The following is a 20,117-nucleotide window of genomic DNA, read 5'->3' as shown; positions in this document are numbered from 1 at the left end:
AATCACCTTACGATCAATTATACCACAAAAAAAAGCTGGAAGAATACCAGCTCCTCTTTCCTCTCACGTTCAATTAGTAACTTTAAAAGGTGCAATACTCTCCTCATAAGAAGCTTGTAACCGCTTCGTAACTGGCCCCCTTTCTCCATTACCAAATTGCTCGGCTCCTATTTGAATGACAGGAAATATTTCAAGAGGTGTTGCGGTAAAAAAGCATTCATCTGCTTTGTATACTTCTTGTAATGAAAACTCGCGCTCTTCTACTTCAATATGTAGGGCTTTTGCTAATGAAATGACATGATGACGAGTAATCCCATGTAAAATAAAATGATCTGCAGGGTGCGTAATCACCTTATTATTTTTTATAATAAAGAAATTTGAATGACACCCTTCTGTTACAATCCCATCTCGAACTAATATTGCTTCTTGATACCCTTCTTCATTAATTTTATTCTTAATCATAATATTAGGTAGTAGATTTAAAGATTTGATATGGCAAAATTTCCAGCGAATATCTTCTTCCACTGTTACTTTGATACCCTTTTCCATAGTAGTAATTGGTCTTGGGAATGGTACAATATTTGCAAAGTACATTGGCTCTAAATGAGAGTTGTATATATGATTTCTCGGCTGCACGCCTCTTGAAATTTGAATATACACATTACCATCTTCTTGAAATTGATTTTTCTCAATTAATTGATGAAGTTGCTGAATTAATTCTTCTTTTGTAAAGGGTGGAACAAGATGAATTTCCTTCATAGATTTAAAAAATCGCTCTAAATGTAAATCTAGCAAGTGAGGTTTCCCGTTGTATAAACGAAATACTTCATATATCCCATCCCCAAATTGTAGACCTCTCTCTTCTAATGCAACCATTGGCTGTTCTTCCTTGGTATTTACAATTTTACCATTAAACAAAATCCAATCTTTGTGAGCACCATTCATCATTTCTTCACTCCTTTACTTTTATTAATTCCATTTTACAACTTTCCCCTGTTTAACAGAAAGAATTTTCTGTTATTTGAGACTTAAAAAACACATCACCCTTTAAATAGTGATGTGTTTTTCTCTACTTTACTTATTTCAAAAAGTATTTTTCAATGTCATCTAGCATAAGGTTCGCAGCTTTAATGCCGCCAGCTGTATTCCAAATAACTTCATCTACTTCAAATACTTTATTATTTTTGGAAGCTTGTAACTGTTTAAAGAGTGGGTCTTCTGTCCATTCTTTCGCTATTGTATTTCCTTCATTCGATTTCTTAGCATCTTTATCGGATGTGAAATAGAATAAGTAGTCTCCATCCATATTCGGAATTTGTTCTTTTGTAACACCTTTTATCGCAAAATCATCCTTATCTTGAAGTGGTGGTCTCTTAAATCCAATATCATTTAACACTACACCAGAGAATGAATTCTTTTGATAAATACGAACGTCACCTGGAACGAATCGAATGATTGAAACTTTAGATTCTACTTTATCTCCTAGTTTCTCTTTTATTCCTTCAATACGCTTCTTATAATCACCAAGAGCTTTTTGCCCTTCTTTTTCTTTATTTACAGCTTTTGTGTATAACGTAAAGTTTTCTTTCCAATCTCCGCGCAGTGTTTCAGCATAAACAGTAGGTGCAATCTCTTTTAATTGTTCATATACTTTTTCATGACGCATTTTATTCCCAATAATTAAATCAGGCTTTAGTTTCATAATTGCCTCTAAGTTAACATCACGCTCAGTTCCTACAACTTTTGTATCTTTCAATTCTTTCGCTACATGTGGATACCATTCATCACCAGCTCTTGGTTTTGTAGAACCAACCGGTGTAACTCCAACCGCTAAAAGTGCCTCGGCGCCTTCATTTGTTAGGACAACCACTCTTTTAGGTGTCCCCGTAATCGTTGTTTCTCCCATCGCATGCTTAATTACATACGAATCTTTTCCTTTTGCTTCATTCGTTTCTTTCTTCTCTTCTTTGCCACACCCTGCAATCATAACCATTAACATTACGATGCAGAGCATAAAGATATTTTTAGTTCGAATCATACTTCCTCCTAGATGAAATTGATTATCATTGACATTTTAAAGGTAATGTATTGAATAAATGTTGTCAATATATTTTAAAAAACTTTTCTAGCATATATTTCCTCAAAAAAATCCCTCCCTCTAAATTCTTCTGTCTGCAAGACATTCGAGGCAGGGTATTATTCGATTCTATTCATAATCTTTTCATATTTTAATATTGATCATATTTGATATAAGATGGATCATTATATATCCACTGATTTCCTCCTAGGTTTAGCCAACCATTTTGGTTTGCGTATACTAAATAGGATTCTGGATAATTTAACTGCCGGATTACTGCTGATGATGTCGATGGACCACTTCTTAAATTTACGTTCGTTCCTAGAATATTTGCCACTCCAATCGGGCTTCCATCACTATTCCCGTATTTCACGTAATCAATATATGATGGATCATTATATATCCATTGGCCTGCGCCTAAATCTAGCCAACCGTTACTTTCTTGATAAACTACATAGGATTCTGGATAATTTAACTGACGAATTACTGGGGATGATGTTGATGGGCCGCTTCTTAAATTTACGTTCTGCCCACGGATATATGCCACCCCTTTTGTTTGAGGAGTTGGATTTGGAGGATTTTGGTTTTCCCTTAACCCTAAAATTGCAGCGATTCCTTTTGCATACGCTTGACATAGATCTTCTATAAACTGCGGATTTTTTAATAAATTTGCATCAAAGGTTGTATCAATAAATACTGTTTCTGTTAATAATGCATCCATAGTCGTTTCCCTTAGTACTGCGTAATTGGCCTTTTTCGCACCACGATCACTCAAACCGTATTTTGTTAAAACAGGATTAACTGCCGCATGCATCTTTTGTTGTTTAGCTGCTGCAGAACTACTATCTGATAGTCCATTATAAATATAACTTTCAAAACCTGTTCCGCCGCCGCTATTAATATGAAATGAGATGAAGTAATCTGCTCCGAAAGAATTAGCAATATTGGCACGTTCTGATAACGGGATAAAGACATCACTATCGCGTGTCATCTTAATATTAATTGTATAATTTGCAAGTAAAATATCTCGAACACGCTTAGCAATTTGAAGTGTTAAATCTTTTTCTTGCAAACCGTTACCAACAGCACCGGAATCGTATCCACCATGACCTGCGTCTATAACTAATTTCATATGCCATTTCCTTTCTGTATTTAATAGAGCATATAATTATGCTCGTCCTATTTTATGTACAACATAAAAAGTTGGTTACAAAACAAATAAAAAAACCCCCTTATGTAAGGCGGTTTCCATCATCTCGATTAAGCCAATTTAAAATAAATATGTACGACTGATAATGAACATGTCGTATACAAAACAAACAAAATAAAATAGCTATTCCAATGCCACTATATATTAAGCCAAACTTCAAAAAAATATTTAACATTGGCGGAAAATTTATCGTATTTTGCAATAAATATAAAGTGAAAAACAAAATAAAAAATACGGGAATGTATTGCCATTCATACGGCTTGCGTTTTTTACGCATCATTTTCCGAATGAAAATTTGGCAAAGTTCTGCCACAACAAAACACCCCCCTATTAGTAAAAAACCCGACGTCATCGTCATACATCCACCTGCCTTATATTCATTTCTTATCTCAGGTATCCTTTTTCCTTCTAGAAGCGCTTTATGTATATTTCACCATTCCATATAAAGCCGAGTCCCTCTGTAAAAGATTTAGCTTGTTCAGTTAGATCTCCTTTTAGTACCTGGATATCTTTTATATCTCTATGCTTCATCATTTCTTCAAATGTAAAGTAAGCATTTGTTCCATATCCGTAACCTTGGTAATCAAAATGAATAATTAAATTAGATAATACAGCGTGTTCACCTTGTACTGTATAATCCATTACACCAATATATGTATCATCAATTTTTATACAATATTGAACTTTCTTCCTATTAAAACCATGAGAAGCAAACATTTCTTCAACAACTCTTTTTGTCTCTGTATTCACTTTTTCAAACGTAATCATATGTTGTCCACCCTCTTACTATTAGTGTATCAAGCATAATACATATTTATGAAAAAAACCTTAAGGTCGTATATGACCTTAAGGTTTTTCTACTTAAACTAAGCTATACGCACGCTTTGTTTCTTCATGAAACTCATTTGTATCGTATTTATGCTCTACATAAATTTGATGCCATACCATAAACGCAAGTACTGTCCAAATTTTACGGCTATAATCACCTTTATCCGCACAGTGTGCTTCCAGTAAGTTTAATACGTACTGTTTGTCGATTAAATGCTCTGTTTTACTTTCTTTAATAATATTAACAGCCCAATCATGCATTTCATCTTTTAACCAGTGACGAATTGGTACTGGGAAGCCTAGCTTTTTGCGATCTAATACATGATCTGGAACGATTCCTCGCACTGCTTCGCGTAAAATTGCTTTTGTTGTCCCATTTGCAATTTTTAATTCTGTTGGAATTTTAGACGCAACGTCAAACACTTCTTTATCTAAGAACGGTACACGAAGTTCTAATGAATTTGCCATCGTCATTTTATCAGCTTTTAATAAAATGTCGCCACGTAGCCATGTAAACATGTCGATATATTGCATTTTGCTAACATCGTCATAATCCTTAATTTCATTGTACAATGGTTTCGTGATATCCATATAGTTTACACTTTCATTGTAATACTTCATTAGCTCAGCTTTTTCTTCTTCACGGAAGATTTTCGCATTACCATAGTAACGTTCTTCAATTGGTGTACATCCACGCTCTAAGAAGCTTTTCCCTTTAAATCCTTCTTTAAGCGCACCACTTAATGCTTTTAAAACGCTTTTCCCTGGAGTAGGGATGTAAGAGAACATTTTTAAAGAATTTGGCTCGCGATAAATGTTATATCCACCAAACAGCTCGTCTGCACCTTCACCAGAAAGAACTACTGTTACATGCTTACGAGCTTCCTTTGCAACGAAGTACAATGGTACAGCAGCTGGATCAGCTAAAGGATCGTCCATGTGCCAAATGATTTTTGGGAATTCATTCATGAATTCTTTTGCTGTAATGAAGACACTATGGTTTGTTACACCTAGTTTTTCTGCAGTTTCTTTTGCAACATCAACTTCACTGAAGCCGCGGCGTTCGAAACCAACAGAGAATGTTAAAAGGTTTGGATTCATTTCTCTTGCAATAGAAGCAATGATAGATGAATCAATACCACCAGATAAGAATGAACCTACTGGTACGTCACTACGCATATGCACTTTTACAGAATCGTACAATACATCACGAATCGCTTGAATGTGCTCCTCTTTTGTTGCACTTGAAGCATTGAAATACGGTTTCCAGTAACGATGAATTTCCATTTCTTTACCGATTTCTTTTACGAAATAATGACCAGGTTCAATTTTATTAATATCAACAGTTAGTGTTTCTGGCTCTGGTCCATATTGGTACGTAAAGTAATGTTGCAATGAAGTTGGGTTTACCCCTTTGTCTTGCATTACATGCATAATACTTTTCTTTTCAGAAGCAAAGAATGTTGTATCACCTTGCTGTGCGATATATAGTGGCTTAATACCGAAGTGGTCACGTGCACCGAAAAGTTTCTTTTCTTCACGATCCCAAATCATAAATGCAAACATACCACGTAAGTAATCTACACATTTTTCTTTCATATGTGCATACAATGCAATGATAACTTCTGTATCAGATTGTGTTGCAAATGTTGCGCCTTTTTCAAGTAACATTTCACGTAATTCTACATAATTGTAAATTTCACCATTAAAAATAATTACATATCGATCATTTTCATACGTTAGTGGCTGATGTCCTGCCTCTAAGTCAATGATACTTAAACGGCGGAAGCCAAATTGTACATGTTCATCACGAAAATATCCTTCGTCATCTGGACCACGGTGGAAAATAATCGTGTTCATATTTTCAAATTGATGTTTTTCTGTTTCTGAAAACTCTCTAGGGTTTTCACATAAACATCCTACAAAACCACACATTCTTCTTACCCTCTTTCAGTTTTCATTCTGTTTCTATACTACTATATCAACCCTATTTATACTAGCATAATCAACTCAATATGGCGATAAAAACTATAAAAAAATCACTCCATTTCACATTTTACCCAATTTTTTTGAACAAACATGAAAAATAGGCACTCACATTTGCACACATTTGTCATATGATATTGCAAATTGATTTCTAGGAGGCAAAAAACATGAGTGATGAAAAAAAAGATTCTTCGTCTCGTCCACCAATTCGTAGTTACTTAAAGCAAATCGATGATTTTTTTGAACAAACACCATTGCGTGATGTAATTGCAGATATGAATCACTTTTTTCAAAAAGGAAACCGTTTATTAACATTTCCTGTAGACCTATATGAAGCTGGTGAAGACCTAGTCATAAAAGCAGAACTCCCAGGCGTTCAAAAGGAACAAATCCAAATAGAAATTCAAAGCGAATACTTAAAAATCTCTGTTACGGAAGATTTCATGGAAGAAACAAAAGATGAAGTTTCACATAATTACTATCGCCGTGAGCGCTCCATGTCAGGAGCTTCTCGCATGATTAAACTTCCATATTTAATTGAGAAAAAAAACGCAAAAGCTTCCTATCAAAATGGCATTTTAGAAATCCGCGCTCCAAAACTTCCACAACAGCACGACATTTTATCGATAGATTAACCATTATATATTTTTCCATATACAAAAAGAAGGATGCTCAGCATCCTTCTTTTATTTCAATAACCGTTCCATATCACGTAAAATATCTTCATATGGTGTATTGCTCATTCCGCTATACTTTTTCATTACCTTACCTTCTTGATCGACTAAGAAAAATGATGTTCCGTGGATAACTTGCCCATTCTCTGGTTTATCTACAAGTGATTGGAAATTATCCTTTGAGAATTTCTTGATATCTTCTAATGAGTACCCTGTTAGCAAGTTCCAATTACTTGTATCTTCTGTGAATTTTTGTATAAATGTTTTCAAATTCTCTGGCTTATCAAGTTCAGGGTCTACACTAAATGAAACGAATTGCACATCTAGCTTTTTCTCTTTTGCCATCTTCTGCAACTTTGCCATATTCGCAGTCATTGGAGGGCAAACCGTTTGACAATTTGTAAACATAAAATCAGCCACCCATACTTTTCCTTTTAAATCTTTTGTTCCAAACTGTTTACCGTCTTGATTTATGTATTCAAAAGTTTCTAAATCCCAATTTAATGGTTTACGGAGTTTTGACCCTGAGCCGCATCCTGCAAGTATAAAGAAGCAAAAAACAACTATGAGACCAATCAGCTTTTGATAACGCTTCATTTTCAAACCTCTCTTCTCTTTCTTTAATTTATGTATGACATGCTTATCATAACAAAAGTAAACACTATGAGAAAATTGTTTATCGCATTTGTTCACGAAATCGTACGAATTTAGGTATGTTACTTCCTATTTTTGAGCGAATTACTAGACAATTATTTCATTGTTTACTAATATCATTCCCTTCTTACTTCTTTACATAACGATTTTCAATAAGTCACTCACTTTGTAAAGATGGCCGCACTATTTTTTTTACAATTTTTTAATCGACAATCAATTTTTCTCACTTTTTTCCTTTACAACATTTCGGTACAATACAACTACAGAGATTTTAAATGAGGTGATGTTCATGGTAAAACGGTATGAAAACATGGATAATGTTAGTACAAAAAAAACAATTCGTTCCTTTTTACGTTGGCGTAAAGAACGAAAACAAAGCAAAAAAGATTTTTCTTATTTAGTAGAACAATCACCTGTCAAGCATACTCAGTTTTTACGAACGAACACTAAAAAAACAACGATTACATGGATAGGTCATTCAACATTTCTTATACAAACGAATGGACTCAACATTTTAACAGATCCAGTATGGTCAAACAAAATAAAACTTGTGCCAAGGTTAACGAATCCCGGCCTTACATTACAGGAATTGCCCCAAATTGATATTGTCCTTATTTCACACGGTCATTATGATCATTTAGATTTTGCCACACTTCGTCAATTGAATTCAGATGTTCTATACTTAGTACCTACTGGATTAAAAAAGTTATTTACAAAAAAAAAGTTTCTGCGAGTAGAAGAATATAATTGGTGGGAATTCACAAAAATTAATGATGTAGACTTTCACTTCGTACCAGCGCAGCACTGGACGAGAAGATCATTGTTTGATATGAACACTTCCCACTGGGGTGGGTGGGTTTTAAATAATGGTACAACAGATGAAACGATTTATTTTTGCGGTGATAGCGGCTATTTCCGAGGATTCAAAGAAATTGGCAACCAATTTTCTATTGATATTGCCTTAATGCCTATTGGTGCATACGAACCAGAATGGTTTATGAAAGTATCACATGTTTCTCCAGAGGAAGCAGTACAAGCTTTTCTAGATGTAAAAGCAATGCATTTCATCCCAATGCATTACGGTACGTTTGCACTTGCTGATGAGACGCCTAAAGAGGCAATTACACGACTTCGTAATAACTGGAACTTACGTATGTTACCGTGGGACCAACTTCATGTATTGTTTCTTGGGCAGACATATATTTCGACCCCATCCAAAAATAAGAAAAAAGAGCATACTCAAGCGTTCAAACATCTTAATGTATAACAACTTTTTTTGAAAATACATTATATAGAGAAAAAACAAAAAGGGTGTTTTCATGGAAAAATATTTACAAAAACGTTGCATCATTAGCGGAAGCGCCTTGATTACTCTTCTTATCTCATATTTTCTATATTAGTAAAAAAAAGCTACTTGAATGATTTCATTCAAGTAGCTTTTTTTTACTCTGCTAAATACATAAATCCAATTGCGCCTGGTCCTGTATGAGTACTAATAACTGGAGTTGTATAAAAAATTTCTGATTGTGTAAACCCACTAATTTTTTCAACAGCTGCTTTTACGCTTTCTGCTAGGGGAATTGCTTTTGCATGAGGAATAGCAACTGCCTTTATTACTTTTCCTGCCGTCTCTTCTTCAAATAGTTTGGATAATGTTTTTACGATTTGTCCTTGACTACGCACTTTTGTTACAGGATTATATACACCCTCATCTAGACTAGCAATCGGTTTAATATTCAATAAAGAACCAATGAATGCTTTTCCTTTTCCAATACGTCCACCTTTTACTAGATTTTCTAACGTATCCACAACTACATACAAACGAGTATTCTTTCTTACTTCATCAAGACGATTTAAAATATCTTCTAACGAGCGCTCCTCTTGAGCCATTTTCGCAGCTTCAATTACTTGATATGCTAAAGCATGTGTAATAAATTGAGAATCAACAACAGTAACTTTTGTTTCTGTCATTGATGCAGCACTATTTGCCGTTGCAACTGTACCACTCATTCCACTTGTCATATGTATAGAAAGTACCTGACTGCCATCTTCTCCTAGCTTTTCATACATTTCTACAAATGATCCCATAGCAGGTTGTGATGTTTTTGGTAATTCTTCTGATTTTATCATTTCCTCAATAAATTCATCAGGTTGTAAATCTACACGGTCTAAATATGTTTGTCCATTTACAGAAATAGATAATGGGATAACATGAATATCATATTTCTCAATCACATCTTGTGATAAATCTGCCGTTGAATCTGTTACAATTTTTATTTTTTGCATATTTTTTTCTTCCCTTTCCAATACGCTCTCCTTGTTATTATACTAGTATTCACAATGCTTTCAACAGTTTGAGCTTATTTTCGACAAAATTCTTTGGTTTTTATGCCCAAAAAGAAAATGACAGAGCACATTTGCCCTGTCTCTATTTTAGATTATGCATTTTTTTCAAGTGAATTTGTTTGATACACATTTGAATAATCATTCCACTTTAAGCAACTTTGTAAATATTCGCGAAAAGAGTATGAGAATCTCGGTTGTTTTTGTTTTTGAATTTTAGCAATAAATAGTTGAAGACGTGACTGAATTAGAAATGCTAACGGATGTTGTGCGTGTAAGACAGGGATTTCAAATATTTTGACACAATTCCCTGTTGAATGGGTGAAATAAAAACTTTTCATGATCACGATATCAATCCTCTTTTTTGTTGGATTTATAACTTTAGTATAAACTTACATTGGTGAAAAGTTTGTCTAAATTTCGGGGATTCCACAATTTTTTTCTTCTTTATATTGTATACGATTACAAGTATAGTATAACAAATATATTAAAAAAGTGCCTTCATAATGAGGCACTTTTTGATTCTTTATTCATTTCTCGTTTCATTTTCCTCTTATACACAAACTTTGATGCTGTAATACTTAATTCATAAATTACAAGAAGAGGTACCGCTACTGAAAAATCAGAAATAAAGTCTGGTGGCGTAATACAAACAGCAATTACAATTAAAATGAAATATGCGTATCTTCTCACTTTTTGTAGTGCTATCGGATTGAGAACTCCTATGCTTGTTAAAAACATTGCGATGACGGGAAGTTCAAAAATCACTGCAAACGGTACAGTCATATTCATAACAAATGAAAAGTACTTATCCGTTGTAAACATTGTCTGAAACATATCCTCACCGAGACTCATTAAAAATTGTAAAATAAATGGCAAAATAAGAAAATAACCGAAACAAAGTCCTCCAATAAACAATAAAAATAATGCCGGTATATACAGAATTGTCATTTTTCGTTCATGTTCATGTAATGCTGGCTTTACAAATAGCCAAATTTGTAAAGCTGCAACTGGTATTGTACAGACAATTGAAAAGACAGCTGCAATTACAAAATAAATCCATAAAATATCACTCGGACCTAAAACAGTTAATTTCATATTCAAATCTTTTACGATAAAATTATATATTTCTTTCGTAAATGAAAAGCCAATGACAATAAAAATCAGAAACGTCAGCGCTGTTATAATGAGTCGCTTCCTTAACTCTCCAAGGTGTTCTATGACACTCATCTCTTGATTGTTCATTCTTCTCATCACATTCCCCATTCACTATACGGCATAGAAACAAAATTTATTTTTTTTCATCTGTATCATCGTGTAAACCTTTTGCAGACCTTTTAAACTCTTTTAATGTCTCCCCAAAAGCTCGTCCAATTTCAGGTAACTTTTTTGGACCAAAAATAATTAAAGCGAGTACTAAAATTAATATCAATCCTGGAACCCCAATATTTGGCATATGACTTCCCCCTTAATCTCACTTAATTTTATTTTGTCAAAAAAGTTTGTAAACGTCAATGTATCCGCTGTCTTTTGTCAAAAAAATTCGAAAATATAATCACTTAAACAATTTTCATTTTCTATTTCTTTTGTATATGATAAGGTAAAGAAAATACATCTTATTTCATTAACTGAGAAAGGATTTAAACCATGGCGCAAAAAATAACACGAATGACACAGTTCGTCAAAGAAGAGATTGCTAATGCGATTACCCATGGCATTGGTGCTATTTTAAGCATTCCTGCCCTTATCATATTAATTGTTCATGCTTCGAAGCATGGCACAGCCTCTGCTGTTGTTGCATTTACTGTTTACGGTGTGAGCATGTTTCTACTATATTTATTTTCTACGCTATTACATAGCATCCATCATCCAAAAGTAGAAAAATTATTTACGATTTTAGACCACTCTGCTATTTACCTATTAATAGCTGGCACCTATACACCGTTTTTACTTATTACACTGCGTGGCCCACTTGGTTGGACATTACTTGCAATTATTTGGACGCTTGCTATCGGTGGAATTATCTTTAAAATTTTCTTTGTACGCCGTTTTATTAAAATGTCAACACTGTGCTACGTCATTATGGGCTGGCTCATTATTGTCGCTATCAAACCACTTTATGAAAATTTAACTGGGCACGGATTCTCACTATTGTTAACCGGCGGGATTTTATATTCAGTAGGGGCTATATTCTTTCTTTGGGAAAAACTCCCCTTCAACCACGCGATTTGGCACCTTTTTGTATTAGGTGGTAGCACAATGATGTTTTTCTGTGTATTGTTTTATGTATTGCCTGTTGCATAAAAAAATCTCAGCTTGAACAAGCTGAGATTTTTTTATTACTTATGTAGTTGAGCTGCAATAATATCTTTCGTATATTGCGTTAATTCTTTTACATCCATACTTGCGTATTGTTCAGGTGTAATTGGTTTGGAAATGGTTACCGTTGCATGCGCAGGCTTCATGCGGTTTCCATTTGCTTCAAACATCTTATATGTCCCATCTAATGTTACGGGTAAGATAGCGACACCAGACTTTACCGCAAGATGAAAACTCCCTGCTTTAAATTCTCCCATTTCACAGCCCTTGCTGCGTGTTCCTTCTGGAAAAATTACAATCGAATGACCATTTTTTAAAAGTTCAATTCCGTCTTTAATGGCTTGAAGAGACTGACGACGATTACTACGATCCATAAATACACAATTCATCAATTCCATCCAAGTTGGTACAAGCGGAAATTTCTTAATTTCTGCTTTTGAAACAAATCCAATTGGTTTATTTAAGTACCCAAGTAAAACGGGAATATCCATGTCACTTTGATGATTACTTACAACAAGTACAGGCTTATCTTTTGGCACATTTTCAAGTCCGTTTACTTGTACAGTCGATCCGGCTACACGAACCATTTTCTTACCAAACCAGCTTGTTGTTTTATGCACAAGGCGATCTTTTTCTTGTGGCGACATCGTATTTGCTTTACGCTTTATACGCCATAGCCTCGGTGTAATACCAATTACAATTAAGATTAAATAAAAGATTTTAAAAAACGTTTGAATCATATAGAACCCCCACCTATTATCTTTCCGTTATTAATTATACTAGACAAACGAAGGAAAAAGAAGAAAAAATGTCCAAACGACAAGCGTTTGGACATTTTTGAGTTTTCTATATTAGAAATGTTTTGCTACTTCACGTGCATTTGCAATTGCTGCTTCTTTAATTTCTTGTGCTTGTTCAGGATTTGCATTCATTCCTTCAACTGCAAGGTATTCTGTATCAGATACCCCCATAAATCCTAATACAGCATTTAAGTGGTTACGTCCAAAGTCCATTGCTGCATATGCTCCTTCAGAGTAAATGCCACCTGTAGCTTGAATGTGAAGTGCTTTTTTACCTTCTAATAATCCAACTGGACCATTTTCAGTATATTTAAATGTTTTACCTGCGATAGATAGGTTATCTAAGTATGCTTTTACTACTGGTGGATAGCTGAAGTTCCACATTGGTGTTACAAATACATAACGATCTGCAGTCATAAATGTTTCTAAGTTTGTATTCATTGCTGCAATTTTTTGTTGTTGGCTTTCACTTAACGCTTCAAAGCCTTCACCTGCTGCAAATTTCCTCCAAGCTGCAAATACTTCTGCATCAATTTCTGGTACTGTTGTGTTAAATAGATCAATTGTTACCACTTCATCTTGTGGGTGCTCATTTTTATACGTTTCGATAAATGCTTCCCCTACTGCCATACCGAAAGATGCTTCTGCTGAATTTGGATTTGCTGTAATAAATAGTACTTTTGTCATTTTTATTCTCTCCCTTAATTAATATCTTTAATTTGAGATTTTTTATTTAAAAGTAAATCACTTACCTTATGTAAGTATCATACAAAACCATTCTTTTTTTGTCAATAAAAAATAGTTACTTTTTTTTCGTAAGTAAATAAACCTTTCGTCTTCTTTCATTAAATCTTCACATTTCATTATGAAATCTACACGAAAAAAAGCTATCTCCCATTTAAGGAGATAGCTTTTTCTTAAGTATTACTTTTGAAAAACATGTTTCACTTTTTCACCAGGAACATTACTTCCACCCCGGCCCTTCACATCTTCAATCATCATTGTAACAATCATATTCGGTGAGTTTACGTCAAAAGCAGCGAACCATCCAAGTTCTTTTCCATCTGCTTCCTTCGATTCTTTCAACTCAGCTGTTCCCGTTTTTCCAGCGAGAGTCATACCGTCAATTTTAGCAATTTTCCCTGTGCCATCTTCATCATTAATTACTTTTGTTAACGCATTTTTTAATATCTCTTGGTTTCCCTTAGAAATCACATTTTCTTTCCAAGGTTTAACTTGTTTATCATCTTTAATAAGGTGTGGAGACGGTATATTCCCTTCATTAACAATTGGTGCATACGTTAATGCTAAATGAAGAGGCGTCATTAATACTTTGCCTTGTCCATACCCTGTATCGGCCATTTGAATATCATTTTTAATACCATCTTTTGCAATTGTTGAAACTGGGAATGGGTATTCAATTGGTAATTTTTCATCAAATCCGAATTTCTTTGCTTCGCTCACAAATTTATCTTTACCAATTTTTATCGCTTGTTGTGCAAAGTAAATGTTATCAGAATACTTCATTGCTTTATCAAAATCAATTGGACTTGCATCTTTTACACGTGTTACATAATAATTTCCCCATGAAGAATCTTTTGTCCATTGTAATCCTTCAATTTTCAATTCCTCTTTTGGATCAATTGTTTTCGTTTCAAGACCGATTGCACCTGTAATTGCTTTAAATACAGAACCTGGTGCCGATGCTTGTGTAAAGCGATTCGTCATTGGCTTTTTCAGATCATTATCCCACGCTTCACGTTGTGCTTTTGACGCACCTCTTACCATTATATTCGGGTTATATGCAGGGCTACTTACAAGCGCAATTGTTTCACCAGTTTGCGGATTGATGGCTGCACTTGAACCAGCCTCTCCCTTCATTTCATTAAAGATTTTTTCTTGAACTGTACTATCAATTGTTAAAGTAATATTTTTTCCATCTTTTGCTTCTTTTTTAGCTAAGTCTTTCATCTCTTTCCCTTGTGCATCCTCCATAAAGACACGACCACCTTTTTCGCCGCGCAATTCAGCTTCAAATACTTGTTCTAATCCAGCTTTCCCAACTGGATCATCCGCTTGATAACCTTTTTTCTGAAGGGTCTTTAAATCTTCTGCATTCACTTTTCCCATGTATCCCGTTAAGTGTGCTGAAGCTTCTCCTAATGGATATGTACGAACTTTTACTGGACGAGATGAGACTCCTGGTAAATCCATATAATCATTTTGCGTTGCACCTTCTTGTAAAATACCGAGTGGTACAAAATAATCTGGTTTCACCCATTTAGCTGTAAGCTTTTGATCAATTTCCTCTACAGACATATTAAGTAATTTTGCTACTATTTCTTTCGTCTGCGGTGCAGCGTCTCCTAATTGTCCTGGAATCATGCCAATTTCAGACGCCTTTCCATTCGTTGCGAGCCCTTTTCCATTACGATCATATATTTCTCCGCGCTTCGCTTGAACTGTTTGCATACGTATTTTACTGTCTTTTGTCATCCCTGGAAAAATAAAATCTGGAGTCCAATCTATTTTCCAAGATTCTTTATCTCCATCTTTTTCTTTCACAAGTTTTGCTTCGTGCGAGAAGGAAATTTTCCCGCCAACTGTATCCATACTCACCTTAAAAGGAACTGGTCCTTTATCTTCTTTATCTTCTTTAACTTTTCCTGTTTCTACTTTTAAATTTTTAACTTCAATACCTGCATAAATCTTTTCATACTTCTCTGTAAAATCTTTTTTTGAAATGGTTTTTTTTGCATTTTCTGATAATTGATCATACATATCTGCAAACTTTTGCTTATTCCACGCTTTTGCATATGTATCAAATGCTTGTTCTGGCTTCTCTTCTTTCCCACATCCTACTAGCATGAGTGTAAAACAAAGAAAAAGCAATCCCCATAATTTTTTCAATCGATTCTCCTCCTTTAGCTAAACAAAGAATTTATAAATGGAAATCTTTCTTTTATAGAATTTTGCTAAAATCCTAAAACTTACAACCTCTCCCATTATATCACCAAGAAAGTTCATCCATAAAGTCTTATCTTGTTATCCAAATAAAAAGATTGATGTGAACATCCCACATCAATCTTTTTATAATTATTGTTGTTTTTCATATATGTGATAGTAGTATGTATATGGATTCTTTTCATCCATAACGCCTTTTTCTACAAAAACTTCTTTCCACTCTTTCATATTCATTTCTGGAAAGAAAGTATCCCCTCCAAATGAATGGTGAATCTTCGTTATATAAAGCTTGTTTACATATGGTAAAAATAATTCGTAAATTTGCGCTCCGCCAAATATGAAAATTTCCTCCTCATTTTTACATAGCTCAAATACTTCTTCTACTGAATGCGCAATTTCACAACCTTCTACATGATAATTCATATTACGCGTTACAATAATATTTCGTCTTCCTGGAAGTGGCCTTCCGATTGCTTCATGATTTTTTCTTCCCATAATAAGTGAGTGACCCATTGTTGTCTTCTTAACATATTGCAATTCACTTGGTAAATGCCATGGTAACTTATTATCCTTACCGATAACTTTATCTTCATCCATTGCGACCATAAATGAAATAATCATATTTTCATCTCCTTTTATGCTTACACTGCGACAGGCGCTTTAATTGCAGGATGTGGATCATAGCCTTCTAATGTTAAATCCTCCATTTCAAAATCAAAAACAGACTTTACATCTGCATTCAATTTTAACGTCGGGAATGGGCGTGGTTCACGCGCTAATTGCTTTTCCACTTGCTCGAAATGATTTGTGTAGATATGCGCGTCTCCAATTGTATGAACAAACTCTCCTACTTCTAAGCCACATTCATGCGCAATTAAATGTGTTAGCAACGAATAGCTTGCAATATTAAATGGAATGCCAAGGAAAATATCACCGCTTCGTTGATACAACTGACATGATAGTTTTCCGTCTGCTACGTAAAATTGGAATAGCGTGTGACATGGAGGCAATGCCATGCTTGGCACATCTTCAGGATTCCATGCAGAAACGAGTAAACGACGAGAATCTGGTGTTTTCTTAATCATTTCAATTACATCTTTTAACTGATCAAGTGTTTCTCCAGCTGTTGTTTTCCACGCGCGCCATTGCTTTCCATACACATCTCCTAAAGAACCATATTGCTTTGCAAAATCATCATCTTCTAATACATTCTTTTTAAACAATTCCATTTGCTCATCATAGTGTTTCTTAAATTCTTCATCCTGCTGAGAACGAAGTCCAAAGTCTGTCATATCTGGTCCTTTATAAGAATCACTTTCCACCCAGTTTTTAAACGCCCATTCATTCCAAATATTATTGTTATTTTGAAGCAAATAACGAATGTTTGTATCACCTTTCATAAACCAAAGAAGCTCACTGGCTACTAAGCGGAATGGTACACGTTTTGTCGTTAATAAAGGAAATCCTTCACTAAGGTTAAAACGCATTTGATATCCAAATACAGATACAGTCCCTGTTCCTGTACGATCTTCTTTTTTTGTACCATGCTCCATAACATGGCGGCATAAATTTAAGTATTCATATTCAGCATGTTTCATATGTAAGAAAAACCCTCTTTCGCATCTATTTCCTATATGGAGTTTATCATACAAAAAATAATTCTGCATGCAAAACTCTCCGTAAAACATATAAAAAAACATTTCAATATAATAAGTATTAACTGAATTTTAATTTGGAATCTCAATTTTAATGAATCTTACAAAATTCTTAACTTTTCATCTTTTCAGAGGGATTTAACTTCTTATCAAAGAAAATATAGTGCGGAAGTATAAAATAATATTTGGAGGTTAGAAGCATGAGTAAAACAAAAATCCCTGTTGTTTGTACATTACAAACAACAATTGAAAAAATGATGAAAGATTTACACGTCCCTGGGGCTGCTGTAGCAGTAATAAAAGATAGTGAGGTCATTGTTTCAGAAGGATTTGGCTATCGAAATTTAGAACAGAAAGAGCCGGTTACTCCTCAAACACATTTTGCAATTGGATCTGCGACAAAAGCGTTTGGTACGCTTTCTTTAAGCTTATTAGCAGGGCAGAAAAAGTTTGATTGGGATGCTCCTGTCCAAGCTTATATTCCTACATTCTCTTTATCCGATGTATTTGCAAGCTCGCAAATTACAGCTCGAGATTTAGCTTCCCACCGCTCTGGCGTAAGTCGTCATGATGCTCTTTGGTACAACTCTTCCTTAAAGCGAAAAGAACTCGTTGAAAAAATAAAACATTTATCACTCGATGCTCCATTCCGTACCGCTTTCTTATATAACAATTTAATGTATGCAACAATTAGCTATATGGTAGAAAACATTACAGATCGGACATGGGAACAATACGCCAAAGAACATATATTAGAACCACTTCAAATGGAACAAACAAACTTCTCTGTCATAGACTCACAAGATACGAATGACTATGCTTTTCCTTACGTTGAGAAAGATGGGGAAATACAAGAAGTACCATTCCGTAATATTGACACTGTAGGAGCTGCTGGATGCATCAATTCTACAATTGAAGATATGGCAAATTGGGTGCTGTTCCATCTAAATCAAGGAAAAATTGGAGAGCATGAATTACTATCTTCTGAACTACTACAACAAATGTATACACCGCACAATACAATTCCTGATCAACCTATTTTATCTACACCTGAATCTCCATTAAATAGTTATGGTCTTGGCTGGTTTATTAGTGCTTATCGAGGTTATAAAGTGATCCATCACGGCGGAAATATCGATGGTTTTACAGCACTTGTTTCATTCATTCCAAAAGAAAATATAGGTCTTGTTATATTAACCAACTCTGGAAATACATTACTTCCTAGTTATCTTGCAAATCAAATTTATGATGAACTCCTTGGATTAGAAACAATTGATTGGCATAAGCGCGCTATAGAAGACACCGCTAAATTGAAGGAAATGATGAAAGAAGTAAACCAATCACTTCCAGAGCAAGTAAAAGGAACAGTGCCTTCTCATACATTAGGAGACTATACTGGAACATTTGAACATCCAGCTTATGGAACACTAGAAGTATATAAGCAAAATGAAGAGTTATCTTTACAATTTACAGAAATGAAAGTCCAATTACAGCATTATCACTACGATATGTTTTGTGCAACATTAGACTTATTCCAAACAGAAATGAATGTGTTGCTTGCTTATGAGATGAATACAAATGGGGAATTCCAAGCGATTCAATTACACGTACCAGTTATGTTAAGTACACAACCTCTAGCATTTACAAAAATAAAATAAAAATACCGATATACAAAATAGAGGGAGTACTATACTTCCCTCTATTTTTATTGTTCTAACCGAGCCCACATTTCAACATTAGGCGTATAAGAAACTTCTACGACAAAACCGTTCGAATCATAAAAATCCACTGTATATTGGTTACCCAAAATTCAATGTGATAAATACCTGGTTCAAACTGCTGCATCCCCTTTTCTTTCTATCATTTTAATACATTGACTCAACGACATGTAAAATTTCATTCGGTGTATTTACCATATAATCTGGAGAATCTTCCTTGACCGTTTCTATCACATCATATCCCCATCCAACCCATATCACATTTACTCCAACTTTTTTACATGCAACAATATCTCGTTGTTCATCTCCAACATATAACATATCTTTTTCTGTTATTTTTTTTGTTTTTAAAAATTTCTTGATGATTTTATCTTTACCAAACAGATTTTTCGAACAAAAAACTTCTTGAATATTTTCTATTTGATTATTATGTAAAAACGTTCTAATATGCTCTTCTGAATTAGAAGATATTACTGCTATTTTATACCCCTTCCTATCTAATTCATCTAATACTTCCTTCATTCCATGAAATAAAACTAAATCTTTAATAGCTGGCTGATATAGCTTATAAAATTCTAGCGCTAATACAGGTAATTTATACAGTGGTACATGCAGCTGTTTACATCTTTCCGGAATAGATAACTTTCTCAAAGGCTCAATTTCTTCTTCACTTACTGTTTTATACCCATGTTTTTCAGCAAGTTGATTATAAATAGGCACAAATATATCTTGTGAATCTACTAATGTACCATCAAAGTCAAATACAATATATTTCAACATAATGAATACTCCTTTATCCTCTTTTTCAAACAAATCTAAACATCATTCTATTCGCTGTTAAGGCCTACTTCACCTTCACATCTATAAAAACAAAAAAGAACAAGGGCAT

Annotated in this window: 21 protein-coding genes; 4 read left to right on the top strand and 17 right to left on the bottom strand. The window is 34.3% G+C overall.

All coding sequences use genetic code 11. The features are described from left to right. Window positions 1–69: 69 nt before the first annotated feature. From dat to asnB, 6 genes are all read right to left on the bottom strand, one after another. On the bottom strand, window positions 70–945 hold the full coding sequence (dat, locus tag M014_RS0126005; protein ID WP_026594307.1) for a D-amino-acid transaminase: 876 nt from the start codon (window positions 943–945) through the stop codon (window positions 70–72). Window positions 946–1,078: 133 nt separating this feature from the next. Further along, the gene (locus M014_RS0126000; protein ID WP_026594306.1) at window positions 1,079–2,038 is read right to left on the bottom strand and encodes an ABC transporter substrate-binding protein; all 960 of its coding nucleotides are present in this window, start codon (window positions 2,036–2,038) and stop codon (window positions 1,079–1,081) included. A 190-nt stretch (window positions 2,039–2,228) separates the two neighbouring features. Continuing rightward, complete coding sequence (locus M014_RS0125995; protein ID WP_026594305.1) at window positions 2,229–3,209, bottom strand: N-acetylmuramoyl-L-alanine amidase; 981 nt, start codon at window positions 3,207–3,209, stop codon at window positions 2,229–2,231. 100 nt (window positions 3,210–3,309) lie between these two features. After that, window positions 3,310–3,639, bottom strand: a complete 330-nt coding sequence (locus tag M014_RS0125990) for a hypothetical protein (protein ID WP_026594304.1) — start codon at window positions 3,637–3,639, stop codon at window positions 3,310–3,312. A 56-nt stretch (window positions 3,640–3,695) separates the two neighbouring features. Further along, window positions 3,696–4,055 carry a GNAT family N-acetyltransferase gene (locus tag M014_RS0125985; RefSeq protein WP_026594303.1) on the bottom strand — a complete coding sequence of 120 codons (360 nt, stop codon included), beginning with the start codon at window positions 4,053–4,055 and terminating at the stop codon, window positions 3,696–3,698. 93 nt (window positions 4,056–4,148) lie between these two features. Next, window positions 4,149–6,050 carry an asparagine synthase (glutamine-hydrolyzing) gene (asnB, locus tag M014_RS0125980; RefSeq protein WP_003197399.1) on the bottom strand — a complete coding sequence of 634 codons (1,902 nt, stop codon included), beginning with the start codon at window positions 6,048–6,050 and terminating at the stop codon, window positions 4,149–4,151. A 218-nt stretch (window positions 6,051–6,268) separates the two neighbouring features. On the opposite strand from asnB, the gene M014_RS0125975 reads away from it, so the two are divergent. Next, the gene (locus M014_RS0125975; protein ID WP_026594302.1) at window positions 6,269–6,736 is read left to right on the top strand and encodes an Hsp20/alpha crystallin family protein; all 468 of its coding nucleotides are present in this window, start codon (window positions 6,269–6,271) and stop codon (window positions 6,734–6,736) included. A gap of 51 nt (window positions 6,737–6,787) precedes the next feature. Here M014_RS0125975 and M014_RS0125970 read toward each other — a convergent pair whose 3' ends face one another. After that, complete coding sequence (locus tag M014_RS0125970; protein WP_026594301.1) at window positions 6,788–7,372, bottom strand: SCO family protein; 585 nt, start codon at window positions 7,370–7,372, stop codon at window positions 6,788–6,790. A 346-nt stretch (window positions 7,373–7,718) separates the two neighbouring features. On the opposite strand from M014_RS0125970, the gene M014_RS0125965 reads away from it, so the two are divergent. Continuing rightward, on the top strand, window positions 7,719–8,696 hold the full coding sequence (locus tag M014_RS0125965; RefSeq protein WP_026594300.1) for an MBL fold metallo-hydrolase: 978 nt from the start codon (window positions 7,719–7,721) through the stop codon (window positions 8,694–8,696). 176 nt (window positions 8,697–8,872) lie between these two features. Here M014_RS0125965 and M014_RS0125960 read toward each other — a convergent pair whose 3' ends face one another. The 4 genes from M014_RS0125960 to tatA all read right to left on the bottom strand — a co-directional run bounded on the left by M014_RS0125960 (window position 8,873) and on the right by tatA (window position 11,228). Further along, window positions 8,873–9,715, bottom strand: coding sequence for a DegV family protein (locus M014_RS0125960; protein WP_035415791.1), 843 nt, complete (start codon window positions 9,713–9,715; stop codon window positions 8,873–8,875). A 152-nt stretch (window positions 9,716–9,867) separates the two neighbouring features. Further along, window positions 9,868–10,119: a DUF2535 family protein gene (locus M014_RS0125955; protein ID WP_026594298.1), complete on the bottom strand. Its 252-nt coding sequence runs from the start codon at window positions 10,117–10,119 to the stop codon at window positions 9,868–9,870. Window positions 10,120–10,273: 154 nt separating this feature from the next. Beyond that, window positions 10,274–11,017, bottom strand: coding sequence for a twin-arginine translocase subunit TatC (gene tatC, locus M014_RS0125950; protein WP_026594297.1), 744 nt, complete (start codon window positions 11,015–11,017; stop codon window positions 10,274–10,276). A gap of 46 nt (window positions 11,018–11,063) precedes the next feature. After that, window positions 11,064–11,228: a twin-arginine translocase TatA/TatE family subunit gene (tatA, locus tag M014_RS0125945; RefSeq protein WP_026594296.1), complete on the bottom strand. Its 165-nt coding sequence runs from the start codon at window positions 11,226–11,228 to the stop codon at window positions 11,064–11,066. 191 nt (window positions 11,229–11,419) lie between these two features. Between tatA and trhA the strand changes: the two genes are divergently transcribed. Then, window positions 11,420–12,076 carry a PAQR family membrane homeostasis protein TrhA gene (gene trhA / locus M014_RS0125940; RefSeq protein ID WP_026594295.1) on the top strand — a complete coding sequence of 219 codons (657 nt, stop codon included), beginning with the start codon at window positions 11,420–11,422 and terminating at the stop codon, window positions 12,074–12,076. A gap of 35 nt (window positions 12,077–12,111) precedes the next feature. On the opposite strand, the gene M014_RS0125935 is transcribed toward trhA, so the two are convergent. The 5 genes from M014_RS0125935 to M014_RS0125915 all read right to left on the bottom strand — a co-directional run bounded on the left by M014_RS0125935 (window position 12,112) and on the right by M014_RS0125915 (window position 17,453). Continuing rightward, complete coding sequence (locus M014_RS0125935) at window positions 12,112–12,831, bottom strand: lysophospholipid acyltransferase family protein (RefSeq protein WP_026594294.1); 720 nt, start codon at window positions 12,829–12,831, stop codon at window positions 12,112–12,114. A 111-nt stretch (window positions 12,832–12,942) separates the two neighbouring features. Continuing rightward, complete coding sequence (locus tag M014_RS0125930) at window positions 12,943–13,578, bottom strand: FMN-dependent NADH-azoreductase (RefSeq protein ID WP_026594293.1); 636 nt, start codon at window positions 13,576–13,578, stop codon at window positions 12,943–12,945. Window positions 13,579–13,815: 237 nt separating this feature from the next. Continuing rightward, a complete protein-coding gene (locus M014_RS0125925) occupies window positions 13,816–15,801 on the bottom strand; it encodes a penicillin-binding transpeptidase domain-containing protein (protein WP_026594292.1) in 1,986 nt (661 codons plus the stop codon). Between the two features lie 186 nt (window positions 15,802–15,987). Then, window positions 15,988–16,476, bottom strand: a complete 489-nt coding sequence (locus M014_RS0125920) for a dihydrofolate reductase (protein WP_026594291.1) — start codon at window positions 16,474–16,476, stop codon at window positions 15,988–15,990. A 20-nt stretch (window positions 16,477–16,496) separates the two neighbouring features. Continuing rightward, entirely contained in the window at window positions 16,497–17,453 is a 957-nt protein-coding gene (locus M014_RS0125915) for a thymidylate synthase (protein ID WP_026594290.1), read from the bottom strand. A 257-nt stretch (window positions 17,454–17,710) separates the two neighbouring features. Here M014_RS0125915 and M014_RS0125910 point away from each other — a divergent pair, with 257 nt between their 5' ends. Next, the gene (locus M014_RS0125910) at window positions 17,711–19,168 is read left to right on the top strand and encodes a serine hydrolase (RefSeq protein WP_026594289.1); all 1,458 of its coding nucleotides are present in this window, start codon (window positions 17,711–17,713) and stop codon (window positions 19,166–19,168) included. Window positions 19,169–19,375: 207 nt separating this feature from the next. On the opposite strand, the gene M014_RS0125905 is transcribed toward M014_RS0125910, so the two are convergent. After that, window positions 19,376–20,008, bottom strand: a complete 633-nt coding sequence (locus M014_RS0125905; RefSeq protein ID WP_026594288.1) for an HAD family hydrolase — start codon at window positions 20,006–20,008, stop codon at window positions 19,376–19,378. Between the last annotated feature and the right edge of the window lie 109 nt (window positions 20,009–20,117).

The sequence above is a fragment of the Bacillus sp. UNC437CL72CviS29 genome (assembly GCF_000482345.1).
GTDB classification, from domain to species: domain Bacteria; phylum Bacillota; class Bacilli; order Bacillales; family Bacillaceae_G; genus Bacillus_A; species Bacillus_A arachidis.
Note: the sequence above shows the minus strand (reverse complement) of the source record. Positions and strands in the feature narration are given on the sequence as shown.